The organism is Mesorhizobium sp. B2-5-4 (assembly GCF_006441095.1).
Lineage (GTDB): Bacteria > Pseudomonadota > Alphaproteobacteria > Rhizobiales > Rhizobiaceae > Mesorhizobium > Mesorhizobium salmacidum.
The window spans coordinates 105,165-120,355 of the sequence record NZ_VFUR01000011.1 but is presented as its reverse complement, the minus strand read 5'-3'; the positions used below and the strand labels follow the sequence as shown (position 1 = coordinate 120,355).

At 63.6% G+C, this 15,191-nt stretch carries 10 protein-coding genes; 4 read left to right on the top strand and 6 right to left on the bottom strand.

Annotated elements, in window-relative coordinates; all coding sequences use genetic code 11:
- The first annotated feature begins 77 nt into the window (after positions 1-77).
- A complete protein-coding gene (locus FJ492_RS16100) occupies positions 78-6,242 on the top strand; it encodes a kinesin (protein WP_140770859.1) in 6,165 nt (2,054 codons plus the stop codon).
- Between the two features lie 124 nt (positions 6,243-6,366).
- On the top strand, positions 6,367-6,981 hold the full coding sequence (locus FJ492_RS16095) for a 3'-5' exonuclease (RefSeq protein ID WP_140503659.1): 615 nt from the start codon (positions 6,367-6,369) through the stop codon (positions 6,979-6,981).
- Positions 6,982-7,019: 38 nt separating this feature from the next.
- Here the strand turns inward: FJ492_RS16095 and FJ492_RS16090 are convergent, their stop codons facing one another.
- The 4 genes from FJ492_RS16090 to FJ492_RS16075 are packed head-to-tail and all read right to left on the bottom strand — an operon-like array spanning position 7,020 to position 11,097.
- Positions 7,020-7,670, bottom strand: coding sequence for an ABC-type transport auxiliary lipoprotein family protein (locus tag FJ492_RS16090; RefSeq protein ID WP_140503657.1), 651 nt, complete (start codon positions 7,668-7,670; stop codon positions 7,020-7,022).
- 37 nt (positions 7,671-7,707) lie between these two features.
- Positions 7,708-9,081: an MlaD family protein gene (locus FJ492_RS16085; RefSeq protein ID WP_027146358.1), complete on the bottom strand. Its 1,374-nt coding sequence runs from the start codon at positions 9,079-9,081 to the stop codon at positions 7,708-7,710.
- A gap of 14 nt (positions 9,082-9,095) precedes the next feature.
- The gene (locus tag FJ492_RS16080; protein ID WP_140503653.1) at positions 9,096-9,905 is read right to left on the bottom strand and encodes an ABC transporter ATP-binding protein; all 810 of its coding nucleotides are present in this window, start codon (positions 9,903-9,905) and stop codon (positions 9,096-9,098) included.
- A 4-nt stretch (positions 9,906-9,909) separates the two neighbouring features.
- The gene (locus tag FJ492_RS16075; RefSeq protein ID WP_140503651.1) at positions 9,910-11,097 is read right to left on the bottom strand and encodes an ABC transporter permease; all 1,188 of its coding nucleotides are present in this window, start codon (positions 11,095-11,097) and stop codon (positions 9,910-9,912) included.
- 77 nt (positions 11,098-11,174) lie between these two features.
- Here FJ492_RS16075 and dgcA point away from each other — a divergent pair, with 77 nt between their 5' ends.
- Entirely contained in the window at positions 11,175-12,158 is a 984-nt protein-coding gene (gene dgcA / locus FJ492_RS16070) for an N-acetyl-D-Glu racemase DgcA (RefSeq protein ID WP_140711779.1), read from the top strand.
- Here the strand turns inward: dgcA and FJ492_RS16065 are convergent.
- Positions 12,129-13,343 (bottom strand): MFS transporter, encoded by a 1,215-nt coding sequence (locus FJ492_RS16065; RefSeq protein ID WP_140770857.1) that lies wholly within the window; start codon positions 13,341-13,343, stop codon positions 12,129-12,131. The genes dgcA and FJ492_RS16065 overlap by 30 nt on opposite strands.
- 130 nt (positions 13,344-13,473) lie before the next feature.
- On the bottom strand, positions 13,474-14,256 hold the full coding sequence (locus tag FJ492_RS16060; protein WP_032936358.1) for a UDP-2,3-diacylglucosamine diphosphatase: 783 nt from the start codon (positions 14,254-14,256) through the stop codon (positions 13,474-13,476).
- Between the two features lie 152 nt (positions 14,257-14,408).
- Here FJ492_RS16060 and FJ492_RS16055 point away from each other — a divergent pair, with 152 nt between their 5' ends.
- A complete protein-coding gene (locus FJ492_RS16055) occupies positions 14,409-15,188 on the top strand; it encodes an SDR family oxidoreductase (RefSeq protein ID WP_140711783.1) in 780 nt (259 codons plus the stop codon).
- Positions 15,189-15,191: the final 3 nt, after the last annotated feature.

Here is a 15,191-nt window from a genome sequence, read left to right as displayed (position 1 = left end):
TTTTTCAGCCTCCTGCGCGGGGGTAAGACAAACAGAATTATAAGCCCCCGCGGCAGCTAGTACAGGGTAGCGAAGGCATGGCGAAGAAACCAACGACGACCAGAAATCTCGACAGCGACGTAGCCAGGGAACTCGAAAAAGCGCTCGATCTCGACTTGAGCGGCGATGCCGACAGCGGCGACCTCGATATCGCGGCTTCGATGGAAGATCTGGAAGCGCAGATATCCCAGGCCGCCGACGAGCTGGCACGCGAGGGACGCAATCAGCAGCCGGCGGCGCCCGTCGTCAATCAGGCTCAGGGCGCCAAGCCCGCGCCAATGGCCAAGCCGGCCGAACTTCGCCCGGTGGAGACGCGCAATGGTGGCCAGCCCGCTGGCTTCGCCCCAGCCAACGATGATCGCCAGAAAGATTACAAGACCCTTCTGCACAGCCTGAACAGGCGCGCCTCCAACACCATCTACTGGGTCATCGCCTTTGTCTCGCTCGCCTGGATCGCCGGCGCCGGCGGATTGGCCAACCTGCTTTTTGGACCGAGCATCTGGCGGATACGCACGCTGGACCAGTTCTTTGCCCGCCCCGAACTGATCGGCCTCGCCGTCGCGGCAATCGTGCCCGTCATCCTGTTCTGGGCCTTCGCGGCGATGATTCGCCGCGCCCAGGACATGCGCATCGCCGCGCAATCGATGACGGAAGTGGCCTTCCGCCTGACCGAGCCGGAAAACATGGCTCAGGATCGCGTCATGATGATCGGCCAGGCCGTCCGCCGCGAAGTGGCCGCAATGGGCGAAGGCATCGAACGCACCCTTGCCCGTGCCGTCGAACTGGAAACGCTGGTCCACAGCGAGGTCAACCAGATCGAGCGCTCCTATTCGGAAAACGAAACCCGGATCAGGTCGCTGGTCGACGGACTGGGCAGCGAACGCGAAGCGGTGGTCACCCATGCCGAACGCGTCCGCGCCTCGATCTCCGGCGCGCACGAGACGTTGCGCGATGAAATCGGCGCGGCAAGCGACATCATCCGCGACAGCATCCTCAATGCGTCGACCAAACTGTCGATGACGATCACCAATTCCGGCGACACGCTGATCGACCGCATCAACGAAAGCTCGATGTCGATCTTCGACTCCGTGGAGGGCCGCCTCGACAACATCACCGACCGGCTTTCAACCTCCGGTGAGGCTTTCGCCAGCCTGCTCGACACCCGTATCGCCAAGCTGACGGACACCACGGACGGCTTGACCCGTTCCTTGACCGACCTGCTCGACGACCGCACCACCGGCATGGTGTCGCTGCTCGGCGGCGCCGCACGCACCCTCAATTCCGAGTTCGAAGCCAGCCTCAACGGCATCGAGCGCACCTTGGCCGAACGGGGCCAGGCGCTGATCAGCGAGTTCCAGACCCGCGCAGAAGCGCTGGATACCGGCACCCAGAAGCTCAATGCCGCGCTTGAGGCCCGTGCCCGCCAGATCAACGAAACGCTGGTCGAGCGTGCGCGTGAAATCGCCCACACCTTCGCCGAGAGCAAGGACACGCTTTCGGCTATGATCGATCAGGGCAAGACCCAGATCGGCGCCGACATGGCCGACATCGTCACCTCGACCTCATCCATGCTCGAAGCACGCGCCAGCGATTTCGCCGGCCGCATGGAGGCAGCCCGCCACGTCGTGTCGCGCTCCTTCGACGCCGACATTCAGCGGCTTGCCGATGCGCGCGTCGGTATCGAGGAAGCCGTCGAAAACCACAGCCGCAAGCTCTCCGAGAGCCGCGAGCGCATGGCGGCCGCCATGCACGCGGACCTGGAGAAATTCGCCGAGGGCCGCGCCGGCATCGATGCCGCCGTGACCAACCAGGTGCAGAAGCTGGCCGAAGGCCGCGGCCTGATAGCGCGTGCGCTCGAAGAAGACCTGCGCAAGGTCAACGAATCGCGCGCCGCCATCGATGCGTCGCTCGGCAGTCATCTCGAACGATTGGAAGAAGGCCGCAACCGGCTCTCTCTGGCTCTCAACGAAGACTCTGGTAAATTGGTGCAAGCTCGCACGATCATTGATGAAATGGTCGCCGGACATGTCGGAAAGCTGGCTGAAGGCCGCAACATCCTGTCGCGCGCCCTGGAAGCTGATCTCGGCAAACTGTCCGACAGCCGCGCCGACATAGACGGCCTTGTCGCCGGCCAGGTCGAGAAGATCGCCGAGGGCCGCGCGGTGCTCGCCAAGGCACTGGAAAACGATATTGCCGGCATCAAGAACCTCATCGAGGCGCATTCGGCAAAACTGGCCGAAGACCGCTCGCAGCTCGGCCGTTCGCTCGAAAGCGACCTGTCGGGCATACGCGGCCTGATCGACAGCCATTCCGGGCGTCTGGCAGAAGACCGCAGCCTGCTGTCGCAGACGCTTGAAGCCGACCTCGCCAAGCTGGCCGAAAGCCGTTCCAGCATCGACGGGCTGGTCGCCGGCCAGGTCGAGAAGCTGGCCGAGGGCCGCGACATCCTCAAGCGTGCGCTGGAATCCGACCTCAACACGATCAAGAACGTCATATCGAGCCAGTCGGACAAACTGGCCGAGGATCGCGGACAGCTCTCGCGCGTTCTGGAAGCCGATCTGCAGAATGTGAACAGCGTTATCGCCGATCACATGAACAGGCTGGTTCAGGATCGCTCGACCTTGTCGAAAGCGCTGGAGGACGATCTCGCCAAGCTGGCCGAAAGCCGCTCCAGCATCGACGGGCTGGTTGCCGGCCAGGTCGAGAAGCTGGCCGAAGGTCGCGACATTCTGCGCCGCGCATTGGAGGCCGACCTCAACACGGTCAGAAACTCCGTTGCCGACCAGTCCCAGAAACTGGTCGACGATCGCTCCCAGTTCGCCCGTGCGCTGGAGGCTGATCTCGAAACCGTCAACAGCCTTGTCAACAGCCATTCGGACCGGCTTGTCCAGGAGCGTTCGACACTTTCGAAGGCGCTTGAGGCCGACCTGCTGACCGTTAGCGGGCACGTCAACAATCACGCGGAACGGCTTGTCGAGGAGCGTTCGACCTTATCGAAGGCGCTGGAGGACGATCTTGCCAAGCTGGCCGAGAGCCGATCCAGCATCGATGGTCTGGTCGCCGGCCAGGTCGAGAAGCTCGCCGAGGGCCGCGACATTCTCAAGCGCGCTCTCGAAGCCGACCTGCAGAGGCTGGCCGAAAGCCGCGGCGATATCGACGACATCATCGCTGGACATGTCGGCAAGTTGTCCGAAGGCCGCAATATGCTCAGCCGCGCGCTGGAAGACGATCTTGGCAAGCTCGCCGAGACCCGCAAGGACGTCGATCGCTCGCTGTCCGGCCACATCGACCAGATCGCGGCCAGGAGCACGGACATTTCCGCCGCGATTGCTGCCGATGTCGACAAGATCGAGCAGGCGTTCAGCCGCCAGACCGGCATCATCGAGGAACGCGCCGGCACCATGGAGCGCGCGCTGTCGACTGGTGTCGATAACGTCCGCAACGTACTCGAGAAGAGCGCGGTCTTCGTCGCCGGCGCCTTGCGCGAAAAGGTCCTGGAAGTCACCAGCACGCTGCACGAGCAGGCCGGTGCCGCCTTCAGTGACGCCGATCGCAAGATCGCCGAGCGCGCCGAACAGACGTCCGCCGCCCTGCTGGCACGGGCCGAAGACATCGCCCGCACCTTCGAGGAGGCCGACCGTCGCCTGCACGCCCGGGCGGAAGATACGTCGAACGCCTTGCTCGCCCGCGCCGACGACACCTCCAGCTCGCTGCTGGCCCGCGCCCATGAAACCGCCGATCAGCTCGCCGCTCGCGCTGGCGAGATCGCAGGGACCTTCGACATGGCGGACCAGAAGCTCGCCGCCCGTGCCCAGGAGACAGCCGATCAGCTGGCCGCCCGCGCAAGCGAGATTGCCGGCACGTTCGACGCGGCCGACCAGAAGCTCGTCGCCCGGGCCGTGGAAACTGCGCAGTCGCTGGCCGCCCGCGCCGGCGACATCCTGCGCAACTTCGAAAGCGCCGACCAGCGGCTCGGCATGCGCATCGGCGAATCCGCCGAGGCGCTCGCCGCCCGCGCGTCGGACCTCGGCCGCATCTTCGATGCAGCCGACCAGCATTTGGTCTCGCGCATCGCAGAGGGTTCGGGCGCGCTGTCCAGCCGGGCGTCCGAAATCGCCCGCATCTTCGACGACGCCGACCAGCGCCTGGTTTCGCGCATCGCCGACAGCACCTCGACGATCGGCGAGCATGCGCAGACCATTGTCGGCGCCTTCGCAAGCACCGAACAGAGGGTTGCCGATCGCGCGCGCCAGACCGGCCAGGAACTGGCCGTGCATGCCCGCGAAATCGAGCAGGCGCTTGCCGGCGCCGACGAGCGTCTCGCGTCGAGCGCGGCGGCCGCCGCCGCCCGTGTCGAAGAGCAGATCGCCGGCGTCGAAAACCGGCTCGCCAACACTGCCGAGACGATGGGCCAGAGGCTCAACGAGCAGGTATCGACTGCCGAGGCGCAACTCGTATCGCGTGCCAACGTGATCGCGGAAACCTTCACCGCGGTCGGCCAGCATATCGGCCAGAGCACCAACGACGCCGCCAAAACGATCGGTGCCAACACCCGCGAGCTCAACACCATGCTCGCGGCGCGGTCCGCCGAGATGTCGAAGATCCTCGACGAAACCGCGCGGCCTTTGGTCGAGCGCTTCGCCCAGGGCGGCTCGGAACTGCAAAAGAGCATGGAAGAAGTCACCGAACGCGCCACCGAGAAGCTGCGTAGCGAGAATGCGACCCTGGTCAACGCGCTCGCCAACCGTACCGCCGAAACCTTGTCGGCGGTCGAAGGCGCCCGTTCTTCGCTGTCCGACAGCGTCGCCGATCTCATCGGCCGCATGACCAAATCCAGCTCGCAGCTCGGTCAGCTGATCGAGCAGGCCGCGGTCAACCTCGGCGAGGTCGACCAACGTCTGACCGGCAGTACGCAAAGCTTCGCTGCGACCACCGAAAAGGCGGCACAGACCTTTGCCAGCTCGGCGCGTCTGGTCGATTCGAACACGACAAGGCTGACGGAACTGTCGTCGTCGACCTTGCGCGAAGTCGCCTCGATCGCCACCAAGTTCGACGAACACAGCCGTCTGCTCGCCGGCGCTTCCGACCTCCTGAGCTCGGCCCAGAGCAACCTCGAACACACGCTGGAAAGACAGTCGTCGCTCGAGGATCTCGCCGTCGGCCTGGTCAAGAAGTCGGAAGATCTCGAAAGGGTCATGCGTTCTTTCGAAAACCTCGTGGGCCAGACGCTGCAGAACGCCGAAGGCAAGACGCTGGAATCGGCCGACAAGATTCGCAACGCCATCACCGATGTCGTCGAGTCGGCAACCAAGCGCTTCGCCGATGCGACCGAGGAAATGCGGCGTACGGCGGGCTCGATCAAGAGCGAACTCGACCTCACCCGCGCCGAGCTCAAGAAAGGCGTCATCGAGATGCCGGAAGAGGCCAAGGAATCGACCTCGGCCATCCGCCGCGCCGTTTCCGAGCAGATCAACGCCTTGAAGGAGCTTTCGGATATCGTTGCGAAATCCGGTCGTGGTGGCGACTCCTCGGAACCGCGCCCCTTGCGCCCGGCGCCGCAGGCACCGGCGGCACGCGCCGCCGAGCCGCCCCGTCGTGACCCGGCACAGCCGCAGGCGGATCTACGCCCGCCACAGGCACCGCTGGGTGGCGCGGGACTGCGTGGCACGCTCGATCTGGAGCGTCCGGCGGAGGCGGCACCGCGCCAGCGTGCCGCCGACGCCACTGCCCGCGCGCCGCAAGGCGGTTGGGTGCGCGATCTGCTGACCGCCGCGTCGAACGATGCCGAGCTCAGGCCGGCGGCCCCCCAGGCGCCTGCGGAAGCACCGCGCCCGGCCCCTGCCCAGCGTTCGCCGCTGCATGTCGTGGAATCGCTGAACTCGCTGTCCGTCGATATCGCCCGGGCTATCGACCACGATGCCTCGATCGAGCTATGGAACCGCTATCGGCGTGGCGAGCGTGACGTGTTCACGCGCAGGCTTTACACGCTGAAAGGCCAGCAGACGTTCGACGAAATCCGCCGCAAATACCAGGCGGAGGCCGAATTCCGCGCCGCCGTCGACCGCTATTGCGACGATTTCGAGAAGCTGCTCAAGGATGTCTCGCGCAACGACCGCGACAACATCATGGCGCAGACCTATCTCACGTCCGACACCGGCAAGGTCTACACCATGCTGGCCCACGCCAGCGGCCGCCTGCACTAAGCGGTCAACAAGCCAAAACGAAAAAGGCGGGGAACTCCCGCCTTTTTTCTTGAAGGGACTGACGTCGCTATCCGGAAGACGCATCCGGGTTTTTATCTCGTTTTCCGGAACCGGATCCTGAGTTGTGAAGACGACAATCATCTTCGACTGCGAGTTTCTCTGCCTTGAGGGCTCGCAACGCAGATTCTGGTGCGCGGCCCATGACCCCGATCCGGTCATCGCCCAGATCGGCGCGGCAAGGCTCGGCCTCGAAGGCGACTTCCCCGTGCTGGGCACGTACAACGCCTATATCAGGCCGACCGACCGATTTGGCGAGAGATACGGGCTCGATCCGTTCTTCACCCGACTGACGGGCATCACAGAAGAAATCATCGAAGCCGAGGGCGTCGAGCTGGAAGATGCCCTTGCAGGCATCGATCGTTTCTCAGATGGGGCTCGGTTCTGGTCCTGGGGCAAGGACGAACTGAACATGATCGCCATCAGTTGCTATGTCGCGGGCATCAAGCCGCCCATCCCGGCCACCCGGTTCGATAACGCCGTCAAGCTGCTGATCGCGGCCGGCATGCCGATCGAGGATTTGGCAAGGACGCCGAGCAACAAGCTTGCGGATTACTACGGCGTCGAACACCCGCCATTGCAGGGGCACGACGCGCTGGACGACGCGCTGTCCGTGACCTACACCCTGCAGCACCTGATGAAGACTGGAAAGCTGCGGCCGGACGCCTTCGAACGTCTGTAGCCCGAAAGAGTTTGGTTGAATCCCTGCGCGCCTGGCGCTCAGATCGCCGAATCCGTCCAGCGGACGATCTGCTTGGCGGCATCACCGAAGGCTGCGTCGAGAGCGCCGACATAAGCGGGGTTCCCGCTGCCCGATACGGGCGCGGATGCGGTGAAGCTCTTGGAAGCCTTCACTTCGCCGTTGCGATCGTTGAGCAAGCGCACGAACAGGTCGACCTCGGCATGTTCGCCGCCATCGACGCGCACCTCGAAGGACCGAACCTCGACGATCACCTGATAGTCGATCGCCAGCCCCTCGCCCGGTTTCCCCACCCCGGCAAAGCTGCCCGAGCGCTGGAACGTCTCGGCCAACCGCGCCTGCACGACCAGCGGCAGGCGGTCAGCCCATTGCGCACCCTTCAGATATTGGATCGAGCGGTCGGAAGGTTTGATGACGATGTTCTGGCTGTCCAGCGCCTTCAGCGCCGAGGGCTGGGCGATCAGAATCTGCCGGCGGCTATGGCCATGCGCGTCGACCATCGGCGCCGATAGTTCGAACGTGTCGAGCGGTGCCGGCTTGCCGCCCAGCACCGCACAACCGGTAACCGTCAGGACAAGCAGCGCCGCGGCTGATTTCAACCCGCCCGTTCCAAGCCTACTCAACGTCACCCGTGATCCCCGTTGTCCCCGGATCGTAAGATCAACCCGCATTCACGAGCTATGTTCTTGCGGCGGGCCGGCGCCGAAGTCAACGCCGCGCCCTGCCGTCGAATTGCCGAACCTCGCCTTCGCCACCCGAAAGGATGCGCTGCGGATTGCGGCTGAGATCCGTCACCGCCTCCTCGATGCGATTGATCGAGCGACGGCTGTCCTGCACCAGCGCCTCGACATTCTGCAGCCCCTGGCCGGAGAAGCGCGCCAGATTGTCGGTAATGACCCCAAGGCGGGCGTTCAGCGTATCGGCGACCTGCTTGAAGGATTTCAGCGTATCCCTTGCGTCGGCCATCACGCCGTCGGCCTGGCCCGAGCCGAGCAGCTTGTCGACCTTGGCGAGGATACCGTCGACCCGCACCGAGGCGTCGTTAAGCCGTTGCGCCAGGTGCCTGGCGTCCTTGATTGTCTGGTCGATGTCGTCAGCCCGATTGGCTATCTTGCCGGTCACCTCCGCGATGTCGGCCGCCGCCTTGTTGGCGCTGTCGCTGGCCTTCTGGATGTTAGCCAGCGCTTCGCGCACCTGTGCCGGGTCGATGCCGTCGAGCACGCCATCGACCTTGGCCAACGTGCCTTGCGTCTGCTTGGCGAAGTCGTTGACCGATCCCACCGCCGTATCGACGTTCTTGATCACGCCGTCGAGCTGCCGCGAGGTTTCCTTGAGGTTGCCTGTCACCGTATCAACGTTGGAAACGATGCTCTTGATCTTGTCCTTATCGACGGCATTGAGCAGGCCTTCCGCCGCCTTCAGCGTGCCGTCGAGCTTTCCTGAAACGCCTTTCAGCTCGTCGGACAGCGCGCTGACGGCGGACAGGAATTTGTCGATGCCCTCGGAATTCCTGGCCAGTGCATCGGAAAATGTCTGCACATTGTGCACGGTCTGCGTCAGCGGCCCGCGGACATCCTTTGTGAAGCCTTCCAGCTCCGTCAGCACCTTGTCGGCGCGGGTGAAGATGTTCTGCGCCGTCTGCAGCAGATTGGTCACGGCCGAAGGGTTGGCGACGATCTCGGCGACCTTGCCTTCCTTTTCGGCCTGGTCGAGCAGCTTCACTTCCTTGGGATCGGCGCCCTTGAGCTCGATATTGGCCTGCCCGGTGAGGCCGGCGAGGCCGATATCGGCCTGCGTCGACTTGGTGATCGGCGTCATCCGGTCAATCTCGGTGTCGGCGATGGCAACAGTTGGATTGTCGACGTCGATATAGACGCGCTTGACGTCACCAACCTTGACGCCGTTGAACAGCACGAAGCTGCCGCGGCCGAGACCGGAAGCCGAGCCCGGAATGCGCACCCGCAGCAGCGTCGTCTCGCCCCTGTCGCCGATCGCGGCCGTCCAATAGACGAAGCCGAAAGCCGCCAGGATCGCAACCAGCGTGAAAATGCCGACAATGACGTAGTTGGCTCTGGTTTCCATTGCTTCACTTATGGCTATGCACGTGCGGCAAGATCAAGTTGCCGGGCGCGTTTTCCGCGGAAATAGGATTTCACCCACGGTTCCTCGCTCTTCAGCATGTCGTCGATACTGCCTTCGACCAGCACCTTTTTCTTGCCGAGCACCGCCACGTGGTCGCAAGCGGTAAACAGCGTGTCGAGGTCGTGGGTCACCATGTAAACGGTCAGATCCATGGTGTCGCGCAGCTTGACGACGAGCTCGTCGAACTCGGCCGCGCTGATCGGATCCAGGCCCGACGTCGGCTCGTCGAGAAAGACGATGTCCGGATCAAGCGCCAGCGCCCTGGCAAGCGCGGCACGCTTGATCATGCCGCCGGAGAGCTCGGAGGGAAATTTCTGCGCCGCGTCCGGCGGCAGGCCGACCAGCTCGATCTTCAGCAGCGCCAGCTCGTCCATCAGCTTCCTGGGCAGGTCGAGATATTCGCGCATCGGCACCTGCACGTTCTCCATCACGGTCAGCGCCGAAAACAGCGCACCATGCTGGAACAGTACGCCAAGACGCATGTCGATGCGTAGCCGCTCGATATCGCTTGCCTTGTCGACGTCGACGCCAAACAGTTTGATTGTTCCCGACTGCTTGGGCATCAGCCCGAGAATGGTGCGCAACAGCACGGACTTGCCGGCGCCCGAGGCTCCGACGAACCCCAGTATCTCGCCGCGCGTGATGTCGAGCGACAGCTTGTCGAGGATCAGCTTGTCGTCAATGGCAACGGTGACGTCGTGCACCGAGAGGACGATTTCACTGTCGTCCTCGCCCTTCACCTCTATCCCGTTGCCCTTCGCCATCTTGTCAGAACTCGATCGCTGCGTAGAACATGGCGAAAAGCCCGTCGAGGATGATGACGACGAAGATCGACTTCACCACCGAAGCGGTCACGTGCTGGCCGAGCGATTCGGCACTGCCGCCGACCTTCATGCCCTCGACGGAGGCGATCGTGCCGATGATCATGGCCATGAACGGCGCCTTGATCAGCCCGGCGAAAATCGTGCTGAGATCGATTGCGACACGCAACCGGTCGATGAAGGCAGCGGGTGGGATATCGGAGTAAAGCCAGGCAGCGACAATGCCGCCGCCGAGTGCGGCGAAATTGGCGATGATCGTCAGGCAGGGCAAGGCGATCACCAGCGCTACAAGGCGCGGAAAGACCAGGACGCCGATCGGATTGAGGCCGATGACCTTCAGCGCGTCGACCTCCTCGCGCATCTTCATCGAGCCGATTTCGGCGGTGATCGCGCTGCCGGAGCGGCCGGCGATCATGATTGCCGTCATCAGCACGCCGAGTTCGCGCAGGATCAGCACGCCGACGAGATCGACGACGAAGATGTCGGCGCCGAAATAGCTGAGCTGATAAGCGCCCTGCTGGGCAACGATGGCGCCGACGATCGCCGACATCAGCACCACCACGGGGATTGCGCCGACGCCCATGCGATCGATCTGGTTGAAGATCGCCGCCGGGTTGACGGCATGGCCGCGGCCGAGCTTCATCTGCGCGCCGCGGATGGTGGCGCCCAATATATTCATCGAAGCGAGGAAATCGTCGCGCATCTCGTAGACGCGCCGGCCAACCGCCTCCAGCGCCCGAATGACAATGTTGGGCGGCCGCGCCGGTCCGGATTCGGGTTCGCGCCGGACAGCTTCGCCAACCGCGTCGAGCAGGATGGAGGCGATCTCGCTTTGGCCTTGCAGCCGGACCTCGACGTTCTTCTTCTCGAAGGCGCTGACCAGCCGGTCAATCAGCCAGGCGCCGGCGGTATCGATCTTCTCGATTTTTGAAAGATCAAGCGCCAAAGTTTTGAAACCGCTTCGTTTCTCGATTTTGCGCATGTCGGCGTCGATCAGCGCCACGGTCCGTGTCGTCCAGATTCCGGAGAACGCGCAGCCGAGGACGCCACCTTCCTCGCCGACCGCCACGCGCGGGTCGTGGTCACCCCCCGAGGCGGTCGTGCCGCTTGCGTCGCGCTTGCCTATGGTCAACATGGCGTCCTGTTTAGCCTGATGGGTCCGACCTTGTCGATTTGCCGACAACCCTTCTCGCATAGCCGGAGCAGAAAAATATGGCGCGTGTCATTTCGGTCGAGGCCGAGCGGTTTCCGATCGCCGGAACCTTCACTATTTCGCGCGGCTCCAAGACCGAGGCCGAGGTCATCACGTGCACGATCAGCCAGGGTGGCCATGTCGGGCGCGGCGAATGTGTTCCTTATAAGCGCTATGGCGAGACGATGGAGGGTGTTCGCGATGCTATCGAGGCGATGCGCGACCGGATCGCCAGCGGGATGGACCGCACCGCCCTGCTCGACGCAATGCCTGCTGGGGCGGGGCGTAACGCCATAGACTGTGCCCTTTGGGACCTTGAAGCCAAGATCAGCGGCAATCCGGTGGCGAACGCAATCTGGCCGGCCCCGTTGCATCAGCTCGAAACCGCCTACACGCTGTCGCTCGGCGAACCGGAAGCGATGGCGGCGCAGGCTCGCGCCAATGCCGGCAGGCCGCTGCTCAAGGTCAAGATCGGCGGCGACAACGACATCGCCCGCATCCGGGCGGTGAGACAGGCAGCACCCGAGAGCCGACTGATCCTTGATGCCAATGAAGGTTGGACCGACGACAACATTGTCGCGAACTTCGCCTTTGCCGGCGAACAGGACATCGCCCTGATCGAACAGCCGCTGCCGGCGGGCCGGGACGGCATCCTGCGCCACATCGCGCATCCGGTGCCGGTCTGCGCCGACGAAAGCGTTCACGAAGCGGGGAACCTCGAAGCGCTTGTCGGTCTCTACGACGCCGTCAACATCAAGCTCGACAAGTCCGGCGGGCTGACGGCGGCGCTCACCTTGCGCGACCGCGCCCGTGAACTGGGCTTTGGCGTCATGGTCGGCTGCATGGTCGGCACGTCGCTGGCAATGGCGCCGGCTGTGCTGCTTGCGCAAGGAGCCGATTTCGTCGACCTCGACGGGCCGCTGCTGCTTGCCCGGGACCGTGTGCCGGGCCTCGTTTACCAGGGATCGCTCGTCTCACCGCCGGACCGGGCGCTGTGGGGCTGAGCGCGCGGCAAGCCCGATCAGCACGAGGCCAATGATCGCGATCGGGATCATCGCAAGGAACCCGTCGACGCCCAGACGGTCGTAGAGCGGACCGGACGCAAGCGTGACGGCGGCCATGAAGAAACCGTTGAAAAAATAGGCGATGCCTTGCGCGGCACCCGTGCGCTCTTCGGACACGGTTTCGGCGATCATCTTCTGCAGGCCGATCAGCACCATCGCGACAGACACCGAATGCAACGACTGCACGGCGAAGAACCCGCCGACGCCAAGGCCGAGCGGCCATACCAGCGGAAAGGCGAACCAACGCACGATCGAACCGATGCCGGCAATGAGCATTACCCGGACGACGGATACGGAGGCGAAAATGCGATTGAACAACAAAAACATGCAGACTTCGGAGACGACGCCCCAAGCCCACAGCAGGCCGACGACGGAATCGCTGATGCCTATCGATTTCCAGTAGATCGAGACGAAGCCGTAAAGGAAGGCATGGCTGGCGGTGATGATGCCGACGCCAAGCGTGAAATAGAGGAAATAAGCATTAAATAGCCCCGGCGCCGCGTGCTGGATTTCCGCCGCCGACAGTGGCGAGGCTTTGCGCGGCCGCCCCATGCGCGGCGCCAGCAGGCCTGCGGCGAGTGCCGCGCCAAGGGCAAGGAATATGATCACCGGAACGGCTTGAGGGCCGCTGGCCGCCAGAATGAAGCCGCCTGCGACATTGGCCAGGAGATAGCAGACCGACCCCCATTTACGCATGCTCGCATAATTGGAACCGAAGCGGCGCACGCCCGAAAATTCGAGCGAATCGGCGATCGGCGAATGCGGCGTCCAGACAACGGTCAGCAACAACGACACCGCCAGCACAGTCGCGTAGGTCGGTGTCAGGAAGTACCCCGCGGAGAGCAGCAGCGAGGCCGCGACCAGTACGACATAGACGTCGGCGCGGTCCCTGGCTCGATCGGCAAGTGTCGTCAGCAGCGGCGTCGTCAGCACGCGCAGGAACATCGGCGCTGCCAGGATGACGGCGATCTGTTCGGCGTGAAATCCCTTGGCCTGCAACCAAAGCGGGAAATAGGGCAAATGGGTGCCAAGCGATATGAACAGCGTGCCGAAGATCAGGCTCATGCGCAGCTCAAAACGGCCCGGCTTCACGAGTTGTTCGGGCGAAAGCGGCGGCAGCAGCATGAATCGATCCAATGACGCTGCGCTCAACGACCGGCGAGCAGCGAGAACCGATCCTTAACATGAGGAAAAACCGGGCGAAACCGGCTGGACCAGCTGATTAACACCAGAAAGTGCAGGTCCGGCTTCCGCCTCAGGCGGCCTGCACCACCCTGTCTTCGATGAGCATCGGGATGAAGGGTTCGTCAGGCGCTTCAGGCAGGATATGCGCCCAGGTCAGGATTTCCATGCGGCCGTCGAAATGCTCGACCACGGCGGTGCAACTCTCCACCCAGTCACCGGTGTTGATATACTGCACGTCGCCATAGCTTTCGATGGCGGCATGGTGGATGTGCCCGCAGATGACGCCGTCGACATGCGAGCGTCGCGCTTCCTCGCTGAGCACCGTCTGGAACGAGCCGATGAAGTTCACCGCCTTCTTGACCTTGACCTTGGCCCAGGACGAAAACGACCAGTAAGGCAGGCCGAGCAATTGGCGCAACCGCGTGATCACCCGGTTAACCTGCATGGCGGCGTCGTAGGCATGGTCGCCGAGATAGGCGAGCCAACGCTGGTTGTGGACGACGGTATCGAACTGGTCGCCATGGATGACCAGCAGTCGCCGGCCATCGGCGGTTTCGTGGATGGCGCGGTCGGCAACGACGATGCCGCCGAAATGCACGCCCTGGAACTGGCGGGCGAATTCGTCGTGATTGCCGGCGATATAGGTGATCGAGGCGCCCTTGCGCGCCTTGCGCAGCAGTTTCTGCACGACGTCATTGTGGCTTTGCGGCCAGTGCCAGCTGCGCCTCAGGCGCCAGCCGTCGACGATATCGCCGACCAGATAGATGATGTCGGCATCGTGGTAGCGAAGGAAATCGATCAGGAAATCAGCCTTCGCCGCCTTCGATCCGAGATGGACGTCGGAAATGAACATGCTGCGGAAAGTGCGGGGCTCTTGGCTTGGCATCGCGGATTCACCCTTGCTTTCGAGCAGCCTATGCCCCGATTCATGCAACAACCGTATGACGGTTGCGATTGGTCCAGCGCTGGCGCTAGCCTGCCGGGCAAATCAAGGAGAAAATCATCATGGATCTCGGTATCCGCGGAAAGAAGGCCATCGTCTGCGCTTCGAGCAAGGGGCTTGGTCGTGGCTGCGCCATGGCGCTGGGCGAGGCAGGCTGCGACATCGTCGTCAATGGGCGCAATGCGGAGCTGGTCGCCAAAACCGCCGCGGAGCTGCGCCAGCGCTATGGTGTGACGGTGACGGAGGTCGTCGGCGACGTTTCGAAGCCGGAGGTACAGAAAGCGTTGCTCGCCGCCTGTCCGGAACCCGACATCCTCGTCAACAACAATGGCGGGCCGCCGCTTCGCGATTTCCGCGAGCTCGATCGTGGAAAGATCCTCGAAGGCGTTACCCAGAACATGGTGACACCGATCGAACTGGTGCAGGCGGTCATCGACGGCATGGCGGCGCGCGGCTTCGGGCGCATCGTCAACATCACCTCGCTGTCGGTCTATGTCCCCATCCCCGGCCTTGACCTGTCATCTGGTGCGCGCGCCGGCCTGACGTCGTTCCTCGCCGGCGTGGCGCGCACGGTGATCGAGCGCAACGTCACTATCAACAGCCTGCTGCCGGGCAAGCTCGATACCGACCGGCTGCGCGGCCCGCATGAGGCCGGCACGCCAGAGGATCCCAAGGCGGCCGCGGCGCGCAAGACCCGCATCAGTGCCGACGTACCGGCCAAGCGGCTCGGCACTCCGGAGGAATTCGGCCAGATCTGCGCCTTCCTGTGCTCTGTCCACGCCGGCTATCTGACCGGGCAGAACATACCCGTCGACGGCGGTCTCTACGTCAGCGCCTTTTGACCT

Excerpts from the sequence above, each read along its gene's own strand:
- FJ492_RS16100 (WP_140770859.1), top strand. The coding sequence starts at position 78 with ATGGCGAAGAAACCAACGACGACCAGAAATCTCGACAGCGACGTAGCC.
- FJ492_RS16090 (WP_140503657.1), bottom strand. The coding sequence starts at position 7,670 with ATGCGGGTTGATCTTACGATCCGGGGACAACGGGGATCACGGGTGACG.
- FJ492_RS16085 (WP_027146358.1), bottom strand. The coding sequence starts at position 9,081 with ATGGAAACCAGAGCCAACTACGTCATTGTCGGCATTTTCACGCTGGTT.
- FJ492_RS16080 (WP_140503653.1), bottom strand. The coding sequence starts at position 9,905 with ATGGCGAAGGGCAACGGGATAGAGGTGAAGGGCGAGGACGACAGTGAA.
- FJ492_RS16075 (WP_140503651.1), bottom strand. The coding sequence starts at position 11,097 with ATGTTGACCATAGGCAAGCGCGACGCAAGCGGCACGACCGCCTCGGGG.
- dgcA (WP_140711779.1), top strand. The coding sequence starts at position 11,175 with ATGGCGCGTGTCATTTCGGTCGAGGCCGAGCGGTTTCCGATCGCCGGA.
- FJ492_RS16065 (WP_140770857.1), bottom strand. The coding sequence starts at position 13,343 with ATGCTGCTGCCGCCGCTTTCGCCCGAACAACTCGTGAAGCCGGGCCGT.
- FJ492_RS16060 (WP_032936358.1), bottom strand. The coding sequence starts at position 14,256 with ATGTTCATTTCCGACGTCCATCTCGGATCGAAGGCGGCGAAGGCTGAT.
- FJ492_RS16055 (WP_140711783.1), top strand. The coding sequence starts at position 14,409 with ATGGATCTCGGTATCCGCGGAAAGAAGGCCATCGTCTGCGCTTCGAGC.